This window comes from Halogranum gelatinilyticum (assembly GCF_900103715.1).
GTDB lineage: Archaea > Halobacteriota > Halobacteria > Halobacteriales > Haloferacaceae > Halogranum > Halogranum gelatinilyticum.
On sequence record NZ_FNHL01000003.1, the window covers coordinates 401,137 to 420,498 of the forward strand.

The 19,362-nt window shown below is 66.6% G+C and carries 15 protein-coding genes; 10 read left to right on the top strand and 5 right to left on the bottom strand.

All coding sequences use genetic code 11. From position 1 onward, the window contains the following. Window positions 1-11 precede the first annotated feature (11 nt). On the top strand, window positions 12-926 hold the full coding sequence (locus BLR57_RS13395) for a DNA-3-methyladenine glycosylase family protein (protein WP_089698317.1): 915 nt from the start codon (window positions 12-14) through the stop codon (window positions 924-926). Window positions 927-933: 7 nt separating this feature from the next. Here the strand turns inward: BLR57_RS13395 and BLR57_RS19465 are convergent, their stop codons facing one another. Next, a complete protein-coding gene (locus BLR57_RS19465; protein WP_170830641.1) occupies window positions 934-1,092 on the bottom strand; it encodes a hypothetical protein in 159 nt (52 codons plus the stop codon). Window positions 1,093-1,306: 214 nt separating this feature from the next. Between BLR57_RS19465 and BLR57_RS13400 the strand changes: the two genes are divergently transcribed. The 4 genes from BLR57_RS13400 to BLR57_RS13415 all read left to right on the top strand — a co-directional run bounded on the left by BLR57_RS13400 (window position 1,307) and on the right by BLR57_RS13415 (window position 5,308). Beyond that, the gene (locus BLR57_RS13400) at window positions 1,307-1,579 is read left to right on the top strand and encodes a hypothetical protein (RefSeq protein ID WP_089698319.1); all 273 of its coding nucleotides are present in this window, start codon (window positions 1,307-1,309) and stop codon (window positions 1,577-1,579) included. 54 nt (window positions 1,580-1,633) lie between these two features. Continuing rightward, window positions 1,634-1,993 (top strand): hypothetical protein, encoded by a 360-nt coding sequence (locus tag BLR57_RS13405; protein ID WP_089698321.1) that lies wholly within the window; start codon window positions 1,634-1,636, stop codon window positions 1,991-1,993. 79 nt (window positions 1,994-2,072) lie between these two features. Then, window positions 2,073-2,846: a class I SAM-dependent methyltransferase gene (locus tag BLR57_RS13410; protein WP_089698323.1), complete on the top strand. Its 774-nt coding sequence runs from the start codon at window positions 2,073-2,075 to the stop codon at window positions 2,844-2,846. 134 nt (window positions 2,847-2,980) lie between these two features. Then, complete coding sequence (locus tag BLR57_RS13415) at window positions 2,981-5,308, top strand: DEAD/DEAH box helicase (protein WP_089698325.1); 2,328 nt, start codon at window positions 2,981-2,983, stop codon at window positions 5,306-5,308. A gap of 120 nt (window positions 5,309-5,428) precedes the next feature. Here BLR57_RS13415 and BLR57_RS13420 read toward each other — a convergent pair whose 3' ends face one another. After that, window positions 5,429-6,604 carry a sensor histidine kinase gene (locus tag BLR57_RS13420; protein WP_089698327.1) on the bottom strand — a complete coding sequence of 392 codons (1,176 nt, stop codon included), beginning with the start codon at window positions 6,602-6,604 and terminating at the stop codon, window positions 5,429-5,431. Window positions 6,605-6,719: 115 nt separating this feature from the next. On the opposite strand from BLR57_RS13420, the gene BLR57_RS13425 reads away from it, so the two are divergent. The 5 genes from BLR57_RS13425 to BLR57_RS13445 are packed head-to-tail and all read left to right on the top strand — an operon-like array spanning window position 6,720 to window position 14,151. Beyond that, window positions 6,720-7,877 carry an alpha-1 4-glucan-protein synthase gene (locus BLR57_RS13425; protein ID WP_089698329.1) on the top strand — a complete coding sequence of 386 codons (1,158 nt, stop codon included), beginning with the start codon at window positions 6,720-6,722 and terminating at the stop codon, window positions 7,875-7,877. Between the two features lie 60 nt (window positions 7,878-7,937). Beyond that, window positions 7,938-9,107 carry an iron ABC transporter substrate-binding protein gene (locus BLR57_RS13430; RefSeq protein ID WP_089698331.1) on the top strand — a complete coding sequence of 390 codons (1,170 nt, stop codon included), beginning with the start codon at window positions 7,938-7,940 and terminating at the stop codon, window positions 9,105-9,107. 15 nt (window positions 9,108-9,122) lie between these two features. Beyond that, on the top strand, window positions 9,123-10,751 hold the full coding sequence (locus tag BLR57_RS13435) for an ABC transporter permease (RefSeq protein WP_089698333.1): 1,629 nt from the start codon (window positions 9,123-9,125) through the stop codon (window positions 10,749-10,751). Next, window positions 10,741-11,883, top strand: a complete 1,143-nt coding sequence (locus BLR57_RS13440) for an ABC transporter ATP-binding protein (protein ID WP_089698336.1) — start codon at window positions 10,741-10,743, stop codon at window positions 11,881-11,883. The genes BLR57_RS13435 and BLR57_RS13440 overlap by 11 nt, the downstream gene beginning before the upstream one ends. Window positions 11,884-11,886: 3 nt before the next feature. Continuing rightward, window positions 11,887-14,151, top strand: coding sequence for an ArnT family glycosyltransferase (locus BLR57_RS13445; RefSeq protein WP_089698337.1), 2,265 nt, complete (start codon window positions 11,887-11,889; stop codon window positions 14,149-14,151). On the opposite strand, the gene BLR57_RS13450 is transcribed toward BLR57_RS13445, so the two are convergent. The 3 genes from BLR57_RS13450 to malA all read right to left on the bottom strand — a co-directional run bounded on the left by BLR57_RS13450 (window position 14,148) and on the right by malA (window position 19,231). After that, window positions 14,148-14,651: a DUF8215 family protein gene (locus tag BLR57_RS13450; RefSeq protein WP_089698339.1), complete on the bottom strand. Its 504-nt coding sequence runs from the start codon at window positions 14,649-14,651 to the stop codon at window positions 14,148-14,150. The two genes, BLR57_RS13445 and BLR57_RS13450, sit on opposite strands and share 4 nt — an antisense overlap. Before the next feature lie 98 nt (window positions 14,652-14,749). Continuing rightward, window positions 14,750-17,158: a glucosylglycerol hydrolase gene (gghA, locus tag BLR57_RS13455; protein ID WP_089698342.1), complete on the bottom strand. Its 2,409-nt coding sequence runs from the start codon at window positions 17,156-17,158 to the stop codon at window positions 14,750-14,752. A 114-nt stretch (window positions 17,159-17,272) separates the two neighbouring features. After that, a complete protein-coding gene (gene malA / locus BLR57_RS13460; protein WP_089698344.1) occupies window positions 17,273-19,231 on the bottom strand; it encodes an alpha-amylase MalA in 1,959 nt (652 codons plus the stop codon). Window positions 19,232-19,362 lie beyond the last annotated feature (131 nt).

Below are 19,362 nucleotides of genomic sequence, written 5' to 3' on the forward strand. Positions count from 1 at the left end.
CCTCTCGGACGATGGAACAGGGAGCCATTCCGCTCGGAGAGCTCGCCGGGGAGTTCGACCTGCAAGCGACCGTCGAGAGCGGGCAGAGCTATCTCTGGGACCGCGCCGACGGCGGGATGTACGAGGAGATGAGCGTCCACGGCGGCGACCACTGGTACGAGACGGTCGTCCCGCCACTGGACGGCGTCTCCGACGAGCAGGCCGTCGTCCGGGTGCGCCAGACCGACGGCGTGCTGGAGTGGGAGTCGACGACCGACGCTGTGCCGATTCTGACGCATTTGCTCCGGCTCGACGACGACCTCGACGCGATTCTCGACGCGACGCCCGACGACGGCCTGCTCGAACGGGCCTACGCGGCCTATCCGGGGATGCGCCTCGTCCGCGACCCGCCCTTCGCCTGCCTGATCTCGTTCATCTGCTCGGCGCAGATGCGCGTTTCGCGTATCCACGGGATGCAGATGGCTCTCGCCCAAGAATTCGGCGACACGGTCGAGTTGGATGGCGAGACGTACCACGCTTTTCCCACACCCGAACAGCTCGCGGCGCGGACCGAAGAGGAACTGCGAGAGCTGAAACTCGGCTACCGTGCGCCCTACGTCCAGCGGACGGCCGAGATGGTCGCCGAGGGCGAGGCCCACCCGAACGAGGCCCTCGGGCTGGAGTACGAAGACGCCCGGAAGTCGCTGACGCGGTTCGTCGGCGTCGGCGACAAGGTGGCCGACTGCGTGCTGCTCTTCTCGCTGGGCTTTCTGGAGGCGGTCCCACTGGACACCTGGATTCAGACGGCCATCGCGGAGTATTACCCCGAGTGCGAGCAGGGTGGCTACGCGACGACGTCGCGGGCGATTCGGGAGGCTCTCGGCGGCGACTACGCGGGCTACGCACAGACCTACGTCTTCTACTACCTCCGCGCTGGCGGCGAGTAGCCGGGCACTACCGCGCCGACGCCCACGAAACGAGCGCGCCGACGCCGAGACCGGCGAAGAGCGGGGCGTCGGACGGCTGGAGATACGGACCGATTCTCAGGAGAGCCAGTGCTGCGACGGCAACGGAGAGCGACGCACAGCCGAGGTAGACGGTCGGGGAAGTCACCACAGACGCCCGTACCGACCGGTGACCGATAGGAGTGTCGTCGATACAGATTGTTGTAGGCCGGTGCCGATAGCGCGCAGAGCGGACGCGCCCAGCGGTGACGGCACACCCGACCACGCCCGGCCACATCCCGCCACACCCTGCCGCATCCCCGTACCTTGACACAGCCCGACACACCCGAGCGTATATGTCGTTTGCCGTGGGAGTTTCAGGTATGGCCCCCGACAGCCCGCTCGACTCGGTGAGCGCGACCGACCTCGTCGGCGCGCTGCTCGTGCTCTGGGTGGTCGCACTCGCGACGCTGCTCACGAGCGGGAGCGACCCGACGACACCGCCCGTCTGGTGGGCACCGCTGGGTCTCGTCGTCCTGCTCGCGAGCAGCGTCGTCGCCTACGCGCTCCTCCGCCGAGCGGAGACGCGCGGCGAGCGACTGGGACAGGTCTGGGAGACCAGTCCCGAGTGCCAACACGACGACCGCGAACGCTGACTCGGTCCACGACGCGGCCCAAGCTACTTGTTCTGTCGCAGACAACTCCGGAATATGTCCTCCACTCCGTCGCTCCCGAGAGCCCTCCTCACCGGCGTCGCCGTCGCCGCCCTCGTCCTCCCGTTCGTCGTCGGCGTGAGCGCGCTCACCCCTCTGCCGCTGTGGGGGACGCTCGTCGTCGACGCGGTCATCGCGCTGCTCGTCGCCACAGCGGTGGTCGCTCGGCACCGTGACGGCGACAGCGAGGACGACACGGACGACGGTGACTCCGTCTGGGACCTCATCCCCGACTGGCAGTACGACGGCCGTCACGTCGAATCCGGCGGTCTCTCGCGCGGCGAGCAGGAGAAGGCACTGCGTGAGATGCAAGAGCGCGCCGAGGGTAGCGGGCAGCAGGAACGACAGCAGTCGTGAGTCTCACGCCCACCGCCTATGAGAGCCAGTGTCACACTACCGAGAGATACAATAGCAGTACGGAAACATAGCTTCGAGTGTGAAGAACGCCGACCCCCGCATCAGTGAGCATTACGACGAGCTGGCCGAATACTGGGCAGAGGTCGTCAACACACCCGAACGGCGAGAGCTCCTGTGGGCGACGCTCGAAGCGATGCTGGCACCCGTCGACGGCCGCCGTGTGCTGGACGCTGGCTGTGGCTCCGGTGTCTTTTCGGAGGCCCTCGCGACGAACGGTGCCGAGGTCGTCGGCGTCGACGTAAGCGAACAGATGGTCCAGCAAGCAAGAGAGCGGGTCCCGGACGCGACGTTCGTTCAGGGTGACCTCGGCGAACCGCTCGTATTCCTCGACGACGACAGCGTCGACGCCGTGCTCTGTCAGCACGTCTTTTCGCACCTCGAAACGTTGACCACACCGCTCGACGAGTTCGCTCGGGTGCTCCGTGACGGCGGCACGCTCGTTGTTTCGACACACAATCCGGTCCACGACTACCTCGTCGTGCGCGATGGAGCGTATCCAACCGAGGACGAGCAGACACCCGAGTCGGCTGTCGAGACCGCTGACAGTGAGCCGTCGTACGCCGACACGGAACGGTACGACGTCCACTGGGGCTCTGGAGACGAGGTGAACCGCGGCACCTACTACCGCCGCTCCATCGAGGGAATCTTGACTCCGCTTCTGGACGCAGGGTTCACCCTCGAATCGGTCGTCGAACCGGTCCCGGACGACGCGTTCAGGCGCGACCATCCCGCGGCCGCCGAGAAGTATAAGAACGGACTGGCACACTCCATCTGCCTCTGCTTGACCGCGTAGTTCGACGTAGTCGAAGGTCGCGGGAAGGCTGCAGTTCCGGGGTGGTCGCGAAGTCGCCTCCCGAGCGCGTCCGCGGCTCACCGTATTATCTGCCTGACCACAACGGTTACCCACACCGACTCCGCAGACGAACCGTGGACGACATCGTCGAGTGGCTGCGGAGCAGGCCGTACTACGAGGGACAGATCAGCGAGCACCGTGCGATTCCCGCCCGCGACCCGACCTTCGTCGACGTCGACCTCGAACCGCGGCTCGCGTCGACCCTCGAAAAAGAGGGCATCACGCGCCTCTACCGCCACCAGGCGGAGGCTATCGAGGCCGTCCGCGACGGCGGGAACGTCGTCCTCGCCACCGAGACGGCGAGTGGCAAGAGCCTCGCCTACACCGTCCCCGCCTTCGAGCGGGCGATGGACCACGGCGGGCGGACGCTCTATCTCGGCCCGCAGAACGCCCTCATCGCCGACCAGGAGGAGACACTTTCAGAACTTGCCCGCGGTCTCGGCTTCGGCAGTCGCGTCTCGGTCGCCCAATACACCGGCCGCCTCTCGAAGTCCGAAAAGCGCGACGTGCGCGACCGGATGCCAACCGTCCTGCTCTCGAATCCCGATATGCTGCACTACGCGCTGCTCCCGCACAACCACCGGCTGTGGGACTGGTTCTTCTCCTCCTTGGAGACCGTCGTCATCGACGAGATCCACGGCTACCGCGGCGTCTTCGGCAGTCAGGTCGCCCTGACGCTCCGGCGGCTGCGGCGTATCTGCGACCGCTATGGGTCTCAGCCGCAGTTCGTCTGCTGTTCGGCGACCATCGGCAACCCCGTCGAGCACGCCGCCCGAGTCACCGGCGAATCGGAGTCGTCGTTCAGCCTCGTCGACGAGGACGCGAGTAAGACCGGGCCGCGCCACTGGGTGCTGTGGAACCCGCCGGAGTACGAGGGTGGCGGCGGCGGAAGTGGTCGCCGTCGGTCCAGCCACGTCGAGACGAAGAACCTCTTCGTCGACCTCGTCGCCGAGGGCTACCAGACGCTCGCCTTCACCCGCGCCCGGCAGGCCGCCGAGCGGTACGCGACCGACAGCGCGAAGGAACTGCGACAGCGCGGCGAACACGACGCTGCGGGTGGCATCGAGGCGTATCAGGCCGCCCTGCGGCACGAACGCCGCCGCGACATCGAAGGAGGACTCCACTCCGGCGACGTCCGCGGCGTCTGGAGCACGAACGCCTTGGAACTCGGTGTCGACGTGGGCGGACTCGACGCCGTCCTGCTGGACGGTTACCCCGGCACGCGGATGTCGGCGTTCCAGCAGGCTGGCCGCGCGGGCCGCGGCGACGACCCCGCGCTCGTGGTCATGGTCGGCGGCGAAGACCAACTGGACCAGTATCTGATGCGCAATCCCACGGACTTCTTCGAGGCCGACCCCGAGGAGGCCATCTCGAACCCCGAAAACACCGAACTCATGCCCGGCCACGTCCGCTCAGCCGCGAGCGAGAACTGGCTATCGACCGACGACGAGCGGTACTTCGGCCCGCCGTTCCCCGAAATCGTGGGCGACCTCGAAGCCGCCGGAAAACTGGACCGGCGCGACACGGAGGGCGGAATCCGGTGGACGAACGCGGGCGGCAGTCCGCAACACGAGATGAACCTCCGGACCATCGACGACCGGGAGATCGACCTGCTCGATAGGCGGAAAAACGAAATCATCGGCTCGCTCTCCTTCTCGGATGGCCTGCGAGACGCCCATCCCGGTGCCGTCTACCATCACCAGGGGCAGTCCTACGAAGTAGTCGAGTTGGACCTGGACCGCGACGTCGCCGAACTCCAGCCGACGTGGGCCGACTACTACACCCGCATCCTCAGCGACAAGGACATGGTCGTCAACGCGGATTTGGCCGAAAAGCCGCTGTCGGCGCGGCCGGACGTTCTCGTCAGATTTGCCGACGTGACCGTGACGACGCAGATTACGGGCTTCGAGCGTCGCGACCCCAAGCGCGGCGAGGCCATCGGCCGCGAGTCGCTCGACCTGCCGGAGACGACGCTGCGGACGAAGGCACTCTACTACACCGTTCCTCCCGATGTGGAGGCGGAGATGCGCGAGGAGTGGGGCGAGTGGGCGTTCAACGGCGGCATCCACGCCGCCGAACACGGCACCATCTCGCTGATGCCGCTGTCACTGCTCTGTGACCGCGGCGACATCGGCGGCATCTCGACGCCCTATCACGAACACACGGACCGAAGTACGATCTTCATCTACGACGGCTACCCCGGCGGCGTCGGCATCACCCGCGGCGGCTACGGACAGATAGAGGAGCTCATGAAGCGGACGGCGCGGCTCATCGACCAGTGTGACTGCGCGGACGGCTGTCCGGCCTGCGTCCAGTCGCCGCAGTGTGGCAACGCCAACGAACCGCTGTCGAAGGCCCCGGCAGTATATCTCTTGGAGTCGCTGACGGGCCAACGCGAGTGAGCGAAGAACGGTGACGGGCCAGGGCGAGAGAACGGAGAAGTAAACGGAGAAGTGAGCGTCTGCGAGACCCTGGCGACGCTTGTACGACGCTGGCGACGACACTGGCGACGAAGCTAGCGACTACGCCGGTGTCGTCCGCTGGAGTCGGAGCGTCACGGTCGAGCCGCTGTCGTCTTTTTCGAAGCCGAGGACGCCCTCCGAGGCGTCAGCGACGGCCTTGACGAGCCAGAGCCCGAGTCCGCTGCCGTGTTGGAGCTGGGTGAGTTCGGTGTCACCGGTCAGGACGCCTGTCTCGTGGTCCGGGATGCCCGGGCCGTCGTCGTGCACGCTGACCGTGACCCACTCGTCGTCGCCAGTGAGCGAGAGACCGACCTCGGGGTTATCGGCCGGGTTGTGCTCGACGGCGTTCTCGACGAGTTCGGTCAGTGCCAGCCCGAGGTCCGAGTCGACGGCGGCCCAGTGGGCGTCGTTGTCGTTGCTGTCGTCGATGTCGACGGTTACCCGTGCGTCGGGATGTGCGTCGGCCGCGTCGTCGGCCGCCTGCCGGACGATGGCACCGACGTCACGGGGACGGCGGTCGTCGGTTCCACGCTCGTGGATCTGCATGACGTGCTTGGCGTTGTCGGCGAGACTGCCGACGGCCGCCGCGCGGGCACTGACGGCCTCGGCCGACTTCACCAACTGGGGGTCGTCGACGTTGGCCGCGAGGATGTCGGCGTGACCCTGGAGGACCGTCGCGCTGTTGCGGAGGTTGTGGCGGATGACCCGGTTCAGGACGGCGATTCGCTGACGTTCGCGGGCGAGCTGTTCGGCGCGGACACGGCGGGCGTCGTGGAAGCCGATGATGACGTGGGCGGCCGCGCCGAGTGCCAGGAGATTCGCGACGGTGAAACCCGGATTACTGAGCATCGACCCGAGCTGACTCTGGTAGGCGATGTTGGCGACCATCACCGAGCCGAGGACGACCACCCCGAGCAGGTTCCAGACGGCGATACGGACGGCGTTCGTCGTCGAGAAGCCACTGCGGTAGAGCGCGACGCCGACGAGACACAGTCCGACAGAGACTGCGGCACCGACGGCCGAGAGGGCGGTGCCGACGGCTGGCGGCCCGGTCGAGAGATGGACCAGATGCAGGACGAGAAGCCCGAGACCGGTCAGACTCACCGACCCGCTGGCGAGGAGTCGGTTCGGGCTGCTATCGGACCGTCGTGTGGGCATCTCGGTCGGTTCGTCTAAGCTATCGAGCATCAGTGTGTCGCGGACGACAGCACGGACACTCCGAACGAAATCACTCATCAGGAGCTACTGTGGCGGCTAGAATATGTATCTATGTGATAAATTATTTGCTGCGAGAATTAGGCCGACCAAAGAACCAACAGGTATTTTTGGCAGGCCTAAAAACGAGGGAGCAATGAGTCAGGACATCTGTGTCGTCGTACCGACGATTCGGGAGTACGAGTGTATGCGCTCGTACTTCGCAAACGCCCGGAAGCACGGCTTCGACCTCGACCGGCTGTTCGTTCTCTTGGTTACGGAGGATTTCTGCGACACCGACGAGATGCAGGCGATGCTGGACGACGAGGGCGTCGACGGCGCGGTCTTCGACGGCAGCCGTCGCGAAGAGTGGTACGACGAGCAGGGTGTGAGCGAGTTCGAACATATCGTCCCGGCCGCCAGCCACGCCGAGACGAGTTTCGGCCTGCTCTACATGTGGGCGCACGACCGCTTCGACTACGGCGTCTTCATCGACGACGACACGCTCCCGCACGACGAGTGGGACTTCTTCGGCCGTCACATGGAGAACCTCCACTACGAGGGCGAGATCGAGTCCGTTCGCTCCGACGAGCAGTGGGTCAACGTGCTCTATCAGAACGCCGACGACCACGGTCTCTATCCGCGCGGCTACCCCTACGGCGCGATGCACGAAACCGTCGAGACCGGTTCGACGGCGGTCTCGGACGTCGTCGCCTCCCAGGGTCTCTGGACGAACGTGCCGGACCTCGACGCCGTCCGCATCCTGATGGACGGCGATCTCCAGGGGCAGGCCCAGACGCGCACGGACTTCGAGGACTTCGACGGCGACTTCGTCGCCGAGCGCGGCCAGTATCTCACCGTCTGCTCGATGAACCTCGCGTTCAAGCGCGAGGTCATCCCGGCGTTCTACCAGCTGCCGATGGACGACAACGAGTGGGACGTCGGCCGGTTCGACGACATCTGGTCGGGTGTCTTCCTGAAGCGCGCGGCCGACGTCCTCGACAAGGACATCGTCAACGGCTACCCGCTCTGTGAGCACAACAAGGCCCCGCGGCCGACGTTCGACGACCTGAACAACGAGGTGCCCGGTCTCGAACTCAACGAACATCTCTGGGAGGAGATCGACGACGTCGGCGGCGACGCCGACAGCTACGCGGCGGTCTTCGAGGCGATGGCCGACACGCTCGCCGAGGGCGACTGGGACGAGTACACCAACGGAGACTTCTTCACCTTCGTCGGCGAACATATGCACGACTGGCTGGCGTGTCTCGACGCGCTGGAAACCGAGAAGCAAGCCGTCGTCGCCGACGACTGATTCTGAAGCCGGATTCGCGAACCGGCAGTTATATATGTTTTAGGCAGGCCTAAATCATGTATGGAAGACGACGACGGAGAGCCGCGGCTGCATAGTCGGCGGCGTATCCTCGGTGCGAGTGGGCTGGTCGGTGCGACCGCACTGGCTGGCTGTAGTAGTTTCCTGCCATCCTCCGGCGGCGACGGTGGCGACGGCGGGAGCGGCAGCGAACCCGTCGGACAGATCGGTTCCGGACGCTCCCCGTTCGGCGACCGCGACATCTCCGGCGGGGTCTCGATGGCGGAGATGCCCGACCTCGAAGGCGAGTTGACCCTCTACTCCGGCCGCGGCGAGCCGCTCGTCGGCACGCTCCTGGAGTACATCGAGGACCTCTACCCCGACTTCACCATCCAGCCGCGCTACGGCTCGGCTATCGAGCTCGTCAACCTCATCCAGACCGAGGGCGACAACAGCCCGGCCGACGTGTTCTACTCGGTCAACGCGGGCGCGCTGGGCCAGCTCGACCAGACCGGTCGCACGCAGACGCTCCCCGACGAAGTGCTCGACTTCGTCCCGGAGAGCTTCCGCGACCCCGACGGTGGCTGGGTCGGGACCTCCGGCCGCGCGCGGTCGGTCCCGTTCAACACCAACGAGTTTTCGGAGTCGGACATCCCGGACAGCGTTATGGACTTCCCCGGCACGGAGGCACTCCGCGACAACGTCGGCTGGGCACCGACGTACTCCTCGTTCCAGGCGTTCGTCACGGCGATGCGCATCCTCGAAGGCGAGGAGGCGACCCGCGAGTGGCTCCAGGGGATGCAGGACCTCGGCGTCGAGAGTTACAACGACGAGTTCCTCGTCTCGCAGGCCGTCGCCGACGGCGAACTCGGTGCGGGCTTCGCGAACCACTACTACACGCTGCGCGTGCAAGCTGGCCGCGCCGATCCGCCCATCTCGCTTGCGTTCACCGAGAACGACGCGGGCGCGATCTTCAACGTCGCCGGCGCGTCCATCGTCGACACCGCCGAAGACACCGAGCTGGCCGCGAACTTCGTCCGTCACCTGCTCTCGGCGGAGGCACAGGACTACTTCGCCCGCGAGACGTTCGAGTATCCGCTCGTCCCCGAGGTCGAGCCGCTCGCGGAGCTACCGAGTATCGATGAATTGAACCCGCCCGAGGGGTTAGACCTCACTCAGCTCTCGGACTTACAGGGGACCGTCGAACTCCTCCGGGACGTCGGCGTCCTCTAGGGCTCACAGACCACCATGGCGACAGACCAGCAGACACAGACGACGGCCGCGGGCGACAGCCGAGCGGAGGGCCTACCGTTGGCACCGACCGTCGCGAGTGCCGCCGTCGCCGCTGCCGTGCTACTTCCCTTAGTCTGGCTGGTCAAGACCTCGCTCGAAGTCGGCTTCAGTGAGGCGTTCTCGCTTCTCACCCGTCCCCGGACGCTCGAAGTGTTCGTCAACAGCGCGCTGCTCGTGACCGCCGTCACGGCCGCGTCGGTACTGGTCGGCGTCCCGCTGGCGTATCTGACGGTGCGGACGGACCTGCCGTTCAAGAAGTTCTGGACGGTCGCCGTCTCCTTGCCGCTCGTCATCCCGAGCTACATCGGGGCGTTCGCCTTCGTCTCCGCGCTCGGCCCGCGCGGGACGTTCCAGCGACTGCTCGCGCCGTTCGGCGTCGAACGTCTGCCGGAGATCTACGGCTTCGTCGGCGCGAGTCTCGTGCTCACGCTCTACACCTATCCGTACGTCTACATCACGACCCGAGCCGCGCTAAAGTCGATGGACACGACACTCATCGACGCCGCTCGGACGCTCGACCACACCCGCTGGGAGGCGTTCAAGCGCGTCACGGTCCCGCAGATTCGCCCCGCCGTCGCCGCCGGGGCTCTCTTGGTCGCGCTCTACGCGCTCTCGGACTTCGGGACGCCCGCGATCATGCGGTTCGACGCCTTCACGCGGGTCATCTACGTCGAGTTCAACAGCTTCAACCGGAATCTCGCCTCGTTGCTCTCGCTGCAACTCGTCGGCGTGACGTTTCTCATCCTCGCACTGGAGTCGCGCGTCCGCGGCGACGAACCGCTGCACTCCGGGCGGCAGGGTGGCCGCACCGGCGACGTGGCCAGACTCGGCGGCTGGAAACTCCCCGCGCTCGGCTTCTGTGCCGCGGTCTCGGGACTCGCGCTCGTCGTCCCCATCGGCGTCCTCCTCACGTGGTTCGGCCGCGGGACGGCGTCGACGGGTGGCGCGCTGGCCTTCGACCTCTCGTTCGTGCTGAACTCGGTCGGCGTCTCCACCGCCGCGGCAGTCGTGGCGACGCTCGCCGGGCTTCCGGTGGCGTTCCTCGCCGCTCGCCACCGCTCGAAGCTCTCGAACGTCTTCGAGCGGGCGACCTACGTCGGCTACGCGGTGCCGGGCGTCGTGCTCGGGCTGGCACTGGTATACGTGGGAACCCAACTCGAGATCGGTGGCGAAGTTCCCCTCTATCAGACGGTCTATCTGCTCGTCTTCGCCTACATCGTCCGCTTCCTGCCGCAGGCGGTCGGGTCGATGCGCGCCTCGTTCCTGCGCGTCAACCCGGCACTGCCGGAGGCGGCGCGGACGCTCGGCCGTACGTCGGCAGGTGCGTTCCGCGAGGTCACGATGCCGCTCATCGCACCCGGCGTCGTCGGCGGCGCGGCACTCGTCTTTCTCACGACGATGAAGGAACTCCCGGCGACACTCCTGCTCTCGCCGCCGGGCTTCAGAACGCTCGTCACGCAGGTGTGGGCGGCGTACGAGCAGGGCTACTTCGGGCAGGCAGCGGTTCCGGCACTCATCCTGCTGTTCGTGTCGGGGCTGTCGATGCTCGTCATCCTCTCACAGGAGGGCTACGATGTCAAGTAAACTGCAACAACAGACGGACGTACTGGGAGACGAATCGGTGACCGACGCAGTCCTCGAACTGGACGACGTGCAGAAACGGTACGGGACGGAGACGGTGATCGACGACCTCTCGCTGTCCGTGCAGGAGGGCGAAATCCTGACGCTGCTCGGTCCCTCGGGCTGTGGGAAGACGACGACGCTCCGACTCATCTCCGGACTCGAACGGCCCGACGGCGGCGAGATCCGGCTCAACGGCGACCCGGTCGCCCGTGAGGGGACGTTCGTCCCGCCCGAACAGCGCGGCATCGGCGTCGTCTTCCAGGAGTTTGCGCTCTTCCCGCATCTCACGGCCCGCGAGAACATCGCCTTCGGACTCAACGAGTGGTCGAAACAGGAGCGCGAGCAGCGTGTCGACGAGATGCTCGACCTCGTCGGTCTCGCCGACCAGGGCGAGTCGTATCCCGACCAACTGTCGGGCGGCCAACAACAGCGGGTCGCCCTCGCCCGCTCGCTCGCGCCCGAGCCGGAGATGATTCTGCTCGACGAACCCTTCTCGAACCTCGACGTCGACCTCCGCGTCCAGATGCGCGAGGAAGTGCGGCGCATCCTCAAGGAGGCGGGCGTCACCGCCGTCTCCGTCACCCACGACCAGGAGGAGGCGATGTCCATCTCCGACCGCGTCGCCGTCGTCAACGAGGGCCGTATCGAACAGGTCGGCGACCCCGAGGCGGTGTTCCAACATCCCGAATCGCGCTTCGTCGCCTCCTTCCTCGGCCACGCGAGTTTCCTCTCGGGCTACGTCACCGGCGACGCCGTCGAGACCGACCTCGGAAGCGTCCCGCGCGAGCAGATCCACGGGCTGGCTCCCGAGTACGACATGACCCGCATCGACATCCTGCTGCGGCCGGACGACGTGAGTGCCCGGATCGCGACAAACGGCGACGCCCACGGCCACGTCGTCCAGCGGCGGTATCTGGGTCCCACCATCCTCTACGAGGTCCAGTTGGACAACGGCGACACCGTCCAATGTATGCACAACCACGACGATACGGTCCCGCTCGACACGGACGTCTCGGTCGCTGTCGACGCGGGCCACGAGCTGTCGTGGTTCCCGCACGGCCAGCGGACGAGTGTAATGGCCGACGACGACTGAGGAATGGACCGAGCCCTCCGAAACCGGCTGTTCTCCGTCCTCGGCCTCGTCGTCGCCCTCCTCGCGGGCGTCGCAGTCTACGCGCTCGCGACGAACCTCTTTCCGTACCACTCGGTCAACGACGACGAGGGCGTCTACCTCCTCCAGGCCGCGATGCTGCTGGAGGGACAGCTGTTCATCTACCCCGGCCAACTGGCCGAGGTCGTCCGGCCGTGGTTCTTCGTCGTCGCCGACGCGCCAGCCGAGGTCGGCGGCGTCAAGATGTACGGCAAGTATTCGCCCGTCGCCCCCGCGGTGTTCGCGCTGTCGAAACTGCTCACGGGCGACTTCAACGTCGTCCTCGGCGTTCTCGCAGCCGGGAGTGCCGCGCTCGTCTACGCGCTGACAGCCGAGGCGTTCGACCGCAAGACGGGCGTTCTGGCGGGACTCGTCTTGCTCGGGTCGCCACTCTTCTTGGTCACCTCCTCGACCTTCCTCGCCTACGCGCCGACGACGTTCTTCAACCTCCTCTTCGCCTTCGCCTACGTCCGCTCCCGACGGAGTGGGGAAAACCTGGCCCTGGCGTGGGGCGCGCTTGCGGGTACTGCCATCGGCGTCGCGTTCTTCGCACGGTCGTATACGGCAGTGCTGTTCGCCCTCCCGTTCATCGGCCACGCGCTCGTCTCGCTGGCCCGGACGTGGGGGAAGGACGCGTTCGAGCCGACGCTGCGGAATCTACTCGCTGTCGCGCTACCTGGCCTTGCCTTCGTGGTCCTGACGCTCGCGTACAATCTCGTCGTGACGGGCGACCCGCTGGTGTTCCCCTACGCCGCGTTCGCGCCACGGGACGGTCTCGGCTTCGGTCCCCACGAGATCCTCGGCTACGAGGAGAACTACACGCCGACGCTGGCGGCCGAGACGACCGTCCGCCTGCTCGTCCTCTTCGCGACCGAGTGGACGACTGCAGGGCTGTTCGGGACGGCCGCCTTCCTCGTCGGCTTCGGGGTCGTACTCTGGCGGGCGGTCGTCCCGACCGGGGCGGTGCAGGCGCGACTGTCGCAGTTCGGTGGCGGTCGGAAGAGACGCGGTGGGCGCGGGAGCCGAACGAAGACGTCGCTGTCGAAGGGCGGGAAGAAGCGACGTCGGACGCGACAGCAGTCACGCCGCTCGCCGCTCTCGAAGGCCGGGCGCGTGACGAACCGGCTGTCCGACCGGGAGCTCCGGCTCGTCCTCGCCGGGCTCGTTCCGAGCGTCGTCCTCGGCAACGCCTACTTCTGGGGGACGCACAACGGCCTCCGAAACGACCTCATCGAGCTCTTGGGTCCCTTCTACCACTTCGACCTCCTGCTGCCGCTCTCCGCGTTCGGAGCCTACGGCGTCCTCGTGACGGCCCGGACGCTGGCGCGGGAGTCCCGAGCGCGCTTTTCGGCCTCCGAAGTCCGGGGGGTGCTCCTGCTCGCGCTCGTCGTCACGGCACCGCTCGCGGCGACGGCGGAGATGCAGGTGCTCTCGGAGCCGTTCGAGGAGAACGGCCAGCGTACGGCCAACCTGGCGACGACCTACGAACCCATCGTGGAGACCGAGTTCGACGACGCGCTCGTCTACGTGCCCGACCCCTACGGCGACTGGCAACAGCATCCGTTCCAGTATCTCCGGAACGACCCCGGCTTCGACGGCGACGTCGTCTACGCGCTCGACGAAGGGCCGGACAGAGACATCGAGACGCTGGACGCCGTCGGCGACAGGACGCCCTACCGCTTTACCTACCGCGGGGAGTGGTCCGGCGCGGTCGAACCGGTGACGCCCGCGCTGGTGCCGCTGGAAGTGTTGGAGGGCGACCGCGTCGAGGCGACGTCGACGCTCGGAACTCCGGCACAGGCGTCGGCGGCGACGGTCCGACTGGAGACCGAGGAGGACTACGCCCGCTACACGGTCGACGACGTTGGGGAGTCGGTTCGCGTCGACTGGGCCATCACGGCCGACAGCGCGCGTGTGAGTAACCTCCCGCGGGCCGGGGGTGCGGCGGAACTCGCCGTCCCCGACGGTGCGAGCGAGGTCGACCTCGTCGTCACGTTCGTCACCGAGTCGGGCGCGACCGTGACCTACCGGCAGGAGGCGACCGTCGACAGCCGAGGCGACGAGGTTCGCGCCCTCTGGCCGCCGGAGACGCGGGTCTGTCGGCTGACGACCGAGTGCGGGATGGACCGCACCTACGTCGGTCCCGACGGGGACTATCTCTCGGGCGTCTCCGTCGAGACGGACGCCCGCGCCGTGAACGAGACGGCCTAAAATTCTACCTGGGCGACGAGTTCCGCGAGCCGCGGGAAGGCGGCGATGCCGACGGCACCGACGAGCAGGGAGAAACTGGCCGAGAGCAGCGGCGTAACCGAACCCAAGAAGCCACCGCCGTAGCCGGCGACGAGGAGGACGAGATTGTAGTAGCCGAGACGGAACGCGACGAGTTCCGGCGTCAGCGACACCCAGCCGCGGACGTCGCTGCCGAGGGGCTTCAGCCAGCCGCCGCGGAGCAACGCGCCGACGAGGACCATCGCCATCCACGCGATCATCGTCGACCCCTTGATGCCGCCGTAGCTGATGCCCGTCGTCGTCAGGACGTGGTAGAGCGCGGGCAGCGAGAGGACCGACAGCTCGGCGAAGACGAAGACGACGTCGTCGATGAACTGGCCGTAGCTGTCCTTCTCGGTGAACCCACCCGTGCCGTGGCCGCCCCACGTCCAGCGACGGCTACTCTCTGCGGCTTCCGTGTCTCGACCGGGGACGTTGGACATGACTGGCTTCGACTGCGAGGCGAAGGCTCAAAAACGTTCGTTCAGACGACACGAGTCGGTGCTGAGAGCACGGAGGCGGACGGAGCGGTCTCGAACTCCTACAGCTCGCGCGTCCAGACGACGGCCTGATTGTTCGCGAGTTCGAAGTCGTCGGTTGCGTCGTCGACGCCCGGAGCCGCGAGTTCGACCTCCCAGCCCTCGGTCGCCAGCGGGACCTCCAGCTCCTCACGGAGGAACGCCGGCGACACCTCGACCGGGACGCCCTCCATGTTGGCCGCGAACAGCACCTGCTCGTCGCCGTCGGGCGACTCGCGCAGGCCGTAGTAGAGGACCGTCCCCTCCGTCGGATGGACGTAGCCGAAGTCCTCGCGGTCGTAGTCAAGGTCGTCTAGAAGCCACTCGCGCTCCTGGCGGAACTCCCGTACCGAGAGGTCGAAGGCGGTCCGCTCGTCGTCCTGCGAGTCGTGCCAGTGAGAGAGGTTCGCGAAGTCGTGGACGTCCTGCATCCACGCGTAGGCGTAGGCTTCGAGGTCGGCCGCCGAGAGGTCGTCGCCGAACGGCTGGTCCATCGCCGACAGCATATCGGCCATCACGTCGAGGTCGTAGTCCGTCGCCTTGACCGTCGACGACAGTGCTTCCATGAACGTCTGGAGGCCGTCACGGCTCTCGAAGCCGAGGTCTTTGATACGCTGGAAGTGCGCGGGGTTCTCGAAGTCCTCGTCGCGCACCTGCCAGTAGAGGAACTTCGACTCGTCGGAGACGACCTTGACGTTCCACACTGAGTCGGTGTCGCGGACGAAGCCCCACGGGGCGCGCATGTTGGCGTGGACGAAGTCCATCGGGACGCCGGGCAGCATACAGTGGAACAGCATCGACGACGCCGGGTTGTTGTAGGCCTCGTCGAGCGTCTCGGGGTAGTCGTCGCCGAGGTAGGGATTCACCGGCGACTGGTTGAATTCGACCGTCGGGTCGATCTGCGTGCCGCGCCGGATGGTGTCGTGGTTGGCGACGCCGGTCAGCCAGTTGCCGCCGAAGTCCGCGACCTCGCGGACGCGCCACCACTTCGTCGCCCAGAAGGTGAGGAGCGCGGGCGTGTTGTGCGCGAAGGTGATGGGCGACCACTGGAACGAGTGGGGATGCTGTTCGATGAGCGCGCGATACGTGGAGGCGAGTTCCCAGTCCTCGCGCGGCCACGGGCGGCCGTCCTCGTAGATCATCCACGGGCGGTACTCCTGGCCCGCGACCTCCTGGACGATGTGGTCCATCTCGGCCAGATAGTCGTCGTCGTGGATGCTCTCCTCCAACTCGGGGTCCCAGTTCGTGAAGTCCTGCGCGCCGTCGACGCGGATGCCGTCGGCACCGAAGTCCATCTTGCGGCGCTGCATTTCGAGGAGCACCGCGCGGACGACGGGGTGGGGATACTCCAGCTCCTGGCCGTACATCCCCGGACCCTCGAAGTAGTAGTCGTTGAGCAGCTGCAGACCGCCGTTGTCGGAGTGGCCGAGGGCGATGTCGAAGACGATGCGGATCGGTTCGGGGAGGTTGTGGCACGTCGCGATGAAGTCGACAAGTTCGTCGGGACGGCCCGTCTCGAGGATGGCGGGGTTCGTCGCCGAGAACGCCGAGATGACGATGTCGTAGCCCCAGTTGATCATATCCGGCCGGTCGACGCTGACCTCGATTTTCTCGGCCTCGTCGTCGTCGGTCTCCACGGACCAGAAGTCGTGGATGTCCTCGTTCTCGGTGATGGGTTCGACCGGCATCACCTGGATGGCGTCGTAGCCGACGAAGTTGCGCTCGGCGGGTGTGAGGTCCTCGCCCGCGCGGAGCGTCTCGCCGATGTCCTCGTACTGGCGGGCGAGGCCGCCGAGCGACCCTGATTCGGTCGCGGTGCCGGGGTGAATCTCGACCATGCTCGTCGCCGGGTCGACGCGCGGCACGCCGTCGTCCTCGGTCGTCGAGATACGCTCCTCGTCGGTACCGAAGGCCTGGAAGTAGTCGCGGTCCGCGCGCTCCTCGTCCAGTTTCTCCATGTCGTAGAGTTCGGCGGGCGCGAACGCGCCGAACGGCACCGAGTAGGCGACGGGGTCGGGAACGGTGTGCCACTCGCCGTCGTGCTCGTAGGCGAGTTGGTAGAGCGACCCGAGTGCCTCGCGGGTCCCGGGCTTCATGCCCTCGACGACGCCCCAGTGGAACTCGCCGTTTCGCTGCAGGGGGACGCGCTCGCGGTGGAACGACAGGGAGTCGTGGCCGTAGGGGTCGACGTCCTCGGTCGGCGTGAGGATTTCGAGGTAGACGTCCGAGTCAGGGACGTCCGCGTCGAGCAGTTCGGGCGTCCAGAAGCCGACTTCGGCGCGGCCGTCGGTGTAGTGCGCGCCGAGTCGCTGGACGATCTCTTTCATCGCCTCAAATCTGTCGTCGTGTTCGGCGAGGGTCTCGTCGTGCCAGTCGACGAGGTCCTGCGTCTGGGCTTCGAGTAGGGTGGGTTCTCCGTAGGTTTGGCTCATGTGGTAGTGTCTGTGGCTGTGAATGTGGTCTGTCGGCGATGCAGTACCGGGCGAGGCGTCGCCAGCGACGGATGACCGGCCGTCGTCGTCGACGGCCGTGACACCGGCGACGGCTCAGTCCTGAATCGGCAGGACGGCGACGTCCTCGACCGTGAGTTCGCCGTCGACGAGGACGTCCTCGCCGGAGACGGCGTCGCGCGTCAGGACGGACTCGGCGACCGAGAAGGTCGCGGGCTCGGAACCGAAGTTGAGTGCGACGACGTAGCCTTCGCCACCGTTCTGTCTGACGAAGGTCGTCACGCGGTCGGAGTCGGACTGGTAGTCGACGCGACGGAACTCGCCTTCGAAGCCGAGGGCGTCGACCTCGTTGCGCGTCTCGACGAGCGTCTCGTAGTGGTCGCGCAGTCCCTCGTTGGCGTGCTCCCACGCGAGGGCGTCACGGCGGCCGCGCTGGCCGAGTTCCTGGCCGCCGTAGAGCATCGGGACGCCGGGGAGCGTGAACAGCGCGCCCGCGGACGCCATCGCCTCGGACTCGCCGCACTCGACGATGTATCGCGTCTCATCGTGGTTCTCCTGGTAGAGCATGAACGACGCGTGGTCCGGGAAGCCGACCTCGGCGCGCTGCTCGATAGCGTCGAGGATGGCGTCGGCGTCCTCGTGGCCGTTGCCGACCTGCCGGAGCGTGAAGTAGAGCGTCGTGTCGAAGTGCATATCGAACATCCCGTTGTGGAAGTCCGCGATGTACGGGATAGTCTCGTCGAGGAGCAGGAAGTCGCGGTCGTAGGACTTCACACGGTCGCGCAGTTCCTGCCAGAAGGCGTTGGGGACGGCCCACGCCATGTCGCAGCGGAAGCCGTCGGCGACCTGCATCCACTCGTCGACCGCGTCGAGGAGATACCGCCGGACCTTCGTGTTCTCGAAGTTCCAGTTGGCGATGAGTTCCCAGTCGAAGTAGGTGCCCGGCTCGCCGTTGTCCTGCCATTCGTACCAGTCGTAGTACTCGGAGTCCGGATTCTGGTAGGCGTCCTCGAAGTACGGATGTTCGCGCGCGGAGTGGTTCATCACGAGGTCGAAAAGCACCTTCATCCCGCGGTCGTGGGCGGCGTCGACGAAGGCTTCGTAGTCCTCGCGGGTGCCGAGGTCCTCGGCGATGTCGAAGAAGTCGACGATGTTGTAGCCGTGCGGCGGGTCGTCGTTCTGGAGCACGGGCGTCAGCCAGAGACAGTCGACGCCGAGCTCTTCGAGATAGTCGAGCCGCTTCGTCAGTGCCTCGAAGGTGTTGTCGGCCTCGTCGTCGTCGGAGGCGAAGCCGCGGACGTAGATCTCGTAGAGCGTGACTTCCTTCGACCACTCCGGCGGGTCGTTGAGACGGACGACCGAGACGGACTCGCCGGCCTTCTCGACGGAGACGGAGTCCGGAACCGAGTACGACTCGCCGATGGCGACGCCGTGGACGCGGATCCGCTCGTCGAACGCCGAGATCGGGATGTGGACCTCGCGGCCCTCGATGGTGACCTCGCTGCGGTCGACCGCGTCGCGGTCGTCGAGCAGGAACTCGACGTCGAGGTCGTCGGGCGAGAGCTTGCTGTGGGGGTGCGGCTGCGGATGGGCCTCGACGACGACGGTGTCGCCCTCGACGCGGCCGTGCAGCTGGACGCGCGGACGGCCGCCTTCGCCTTCCTTCTCGGCACCACGTGCCCCGCTGCCGGAGCCGCTGATGCCGGAGAGACCGGAGATGCCCGAGACACCGGAGACGCCCGAGACGCCGCTCCAGCCACTCATGCCGCTCATGCCGCTGGCACCGAGACCGGTGCCGCCGACGGGGCGGAGCGAGCCGGGGAACGCGCGGACGGTGAGTTCGTGGACGCCGTCGGGGGCGTCGAGTTCGATGACGTAAGTACCGGGTGCGTCAGGGGTGAACTCCTCGACGTCGTCGGTGCCGAGAGTCGCCTGACTGGTTACGGGTGCACTTTTGACGTGCCAACTGTACGTCGCGCCGGGGTCCGGGTCCCGCGGCGCGAGTTCAAGCGTGTCGCCCACGGCAGCGAACCGGGGCGGACCAGGGTGATGCATACTGGAACACTACCATCAACGCTACTTTGGTTTTTCTCCTTTGCAAAGTATTGTATACACCTGTAGTCAACGACGGGTGAACACCTTTATACGAAAAGCAGACACACCCCGACAAATACCGGCGGGAAAAC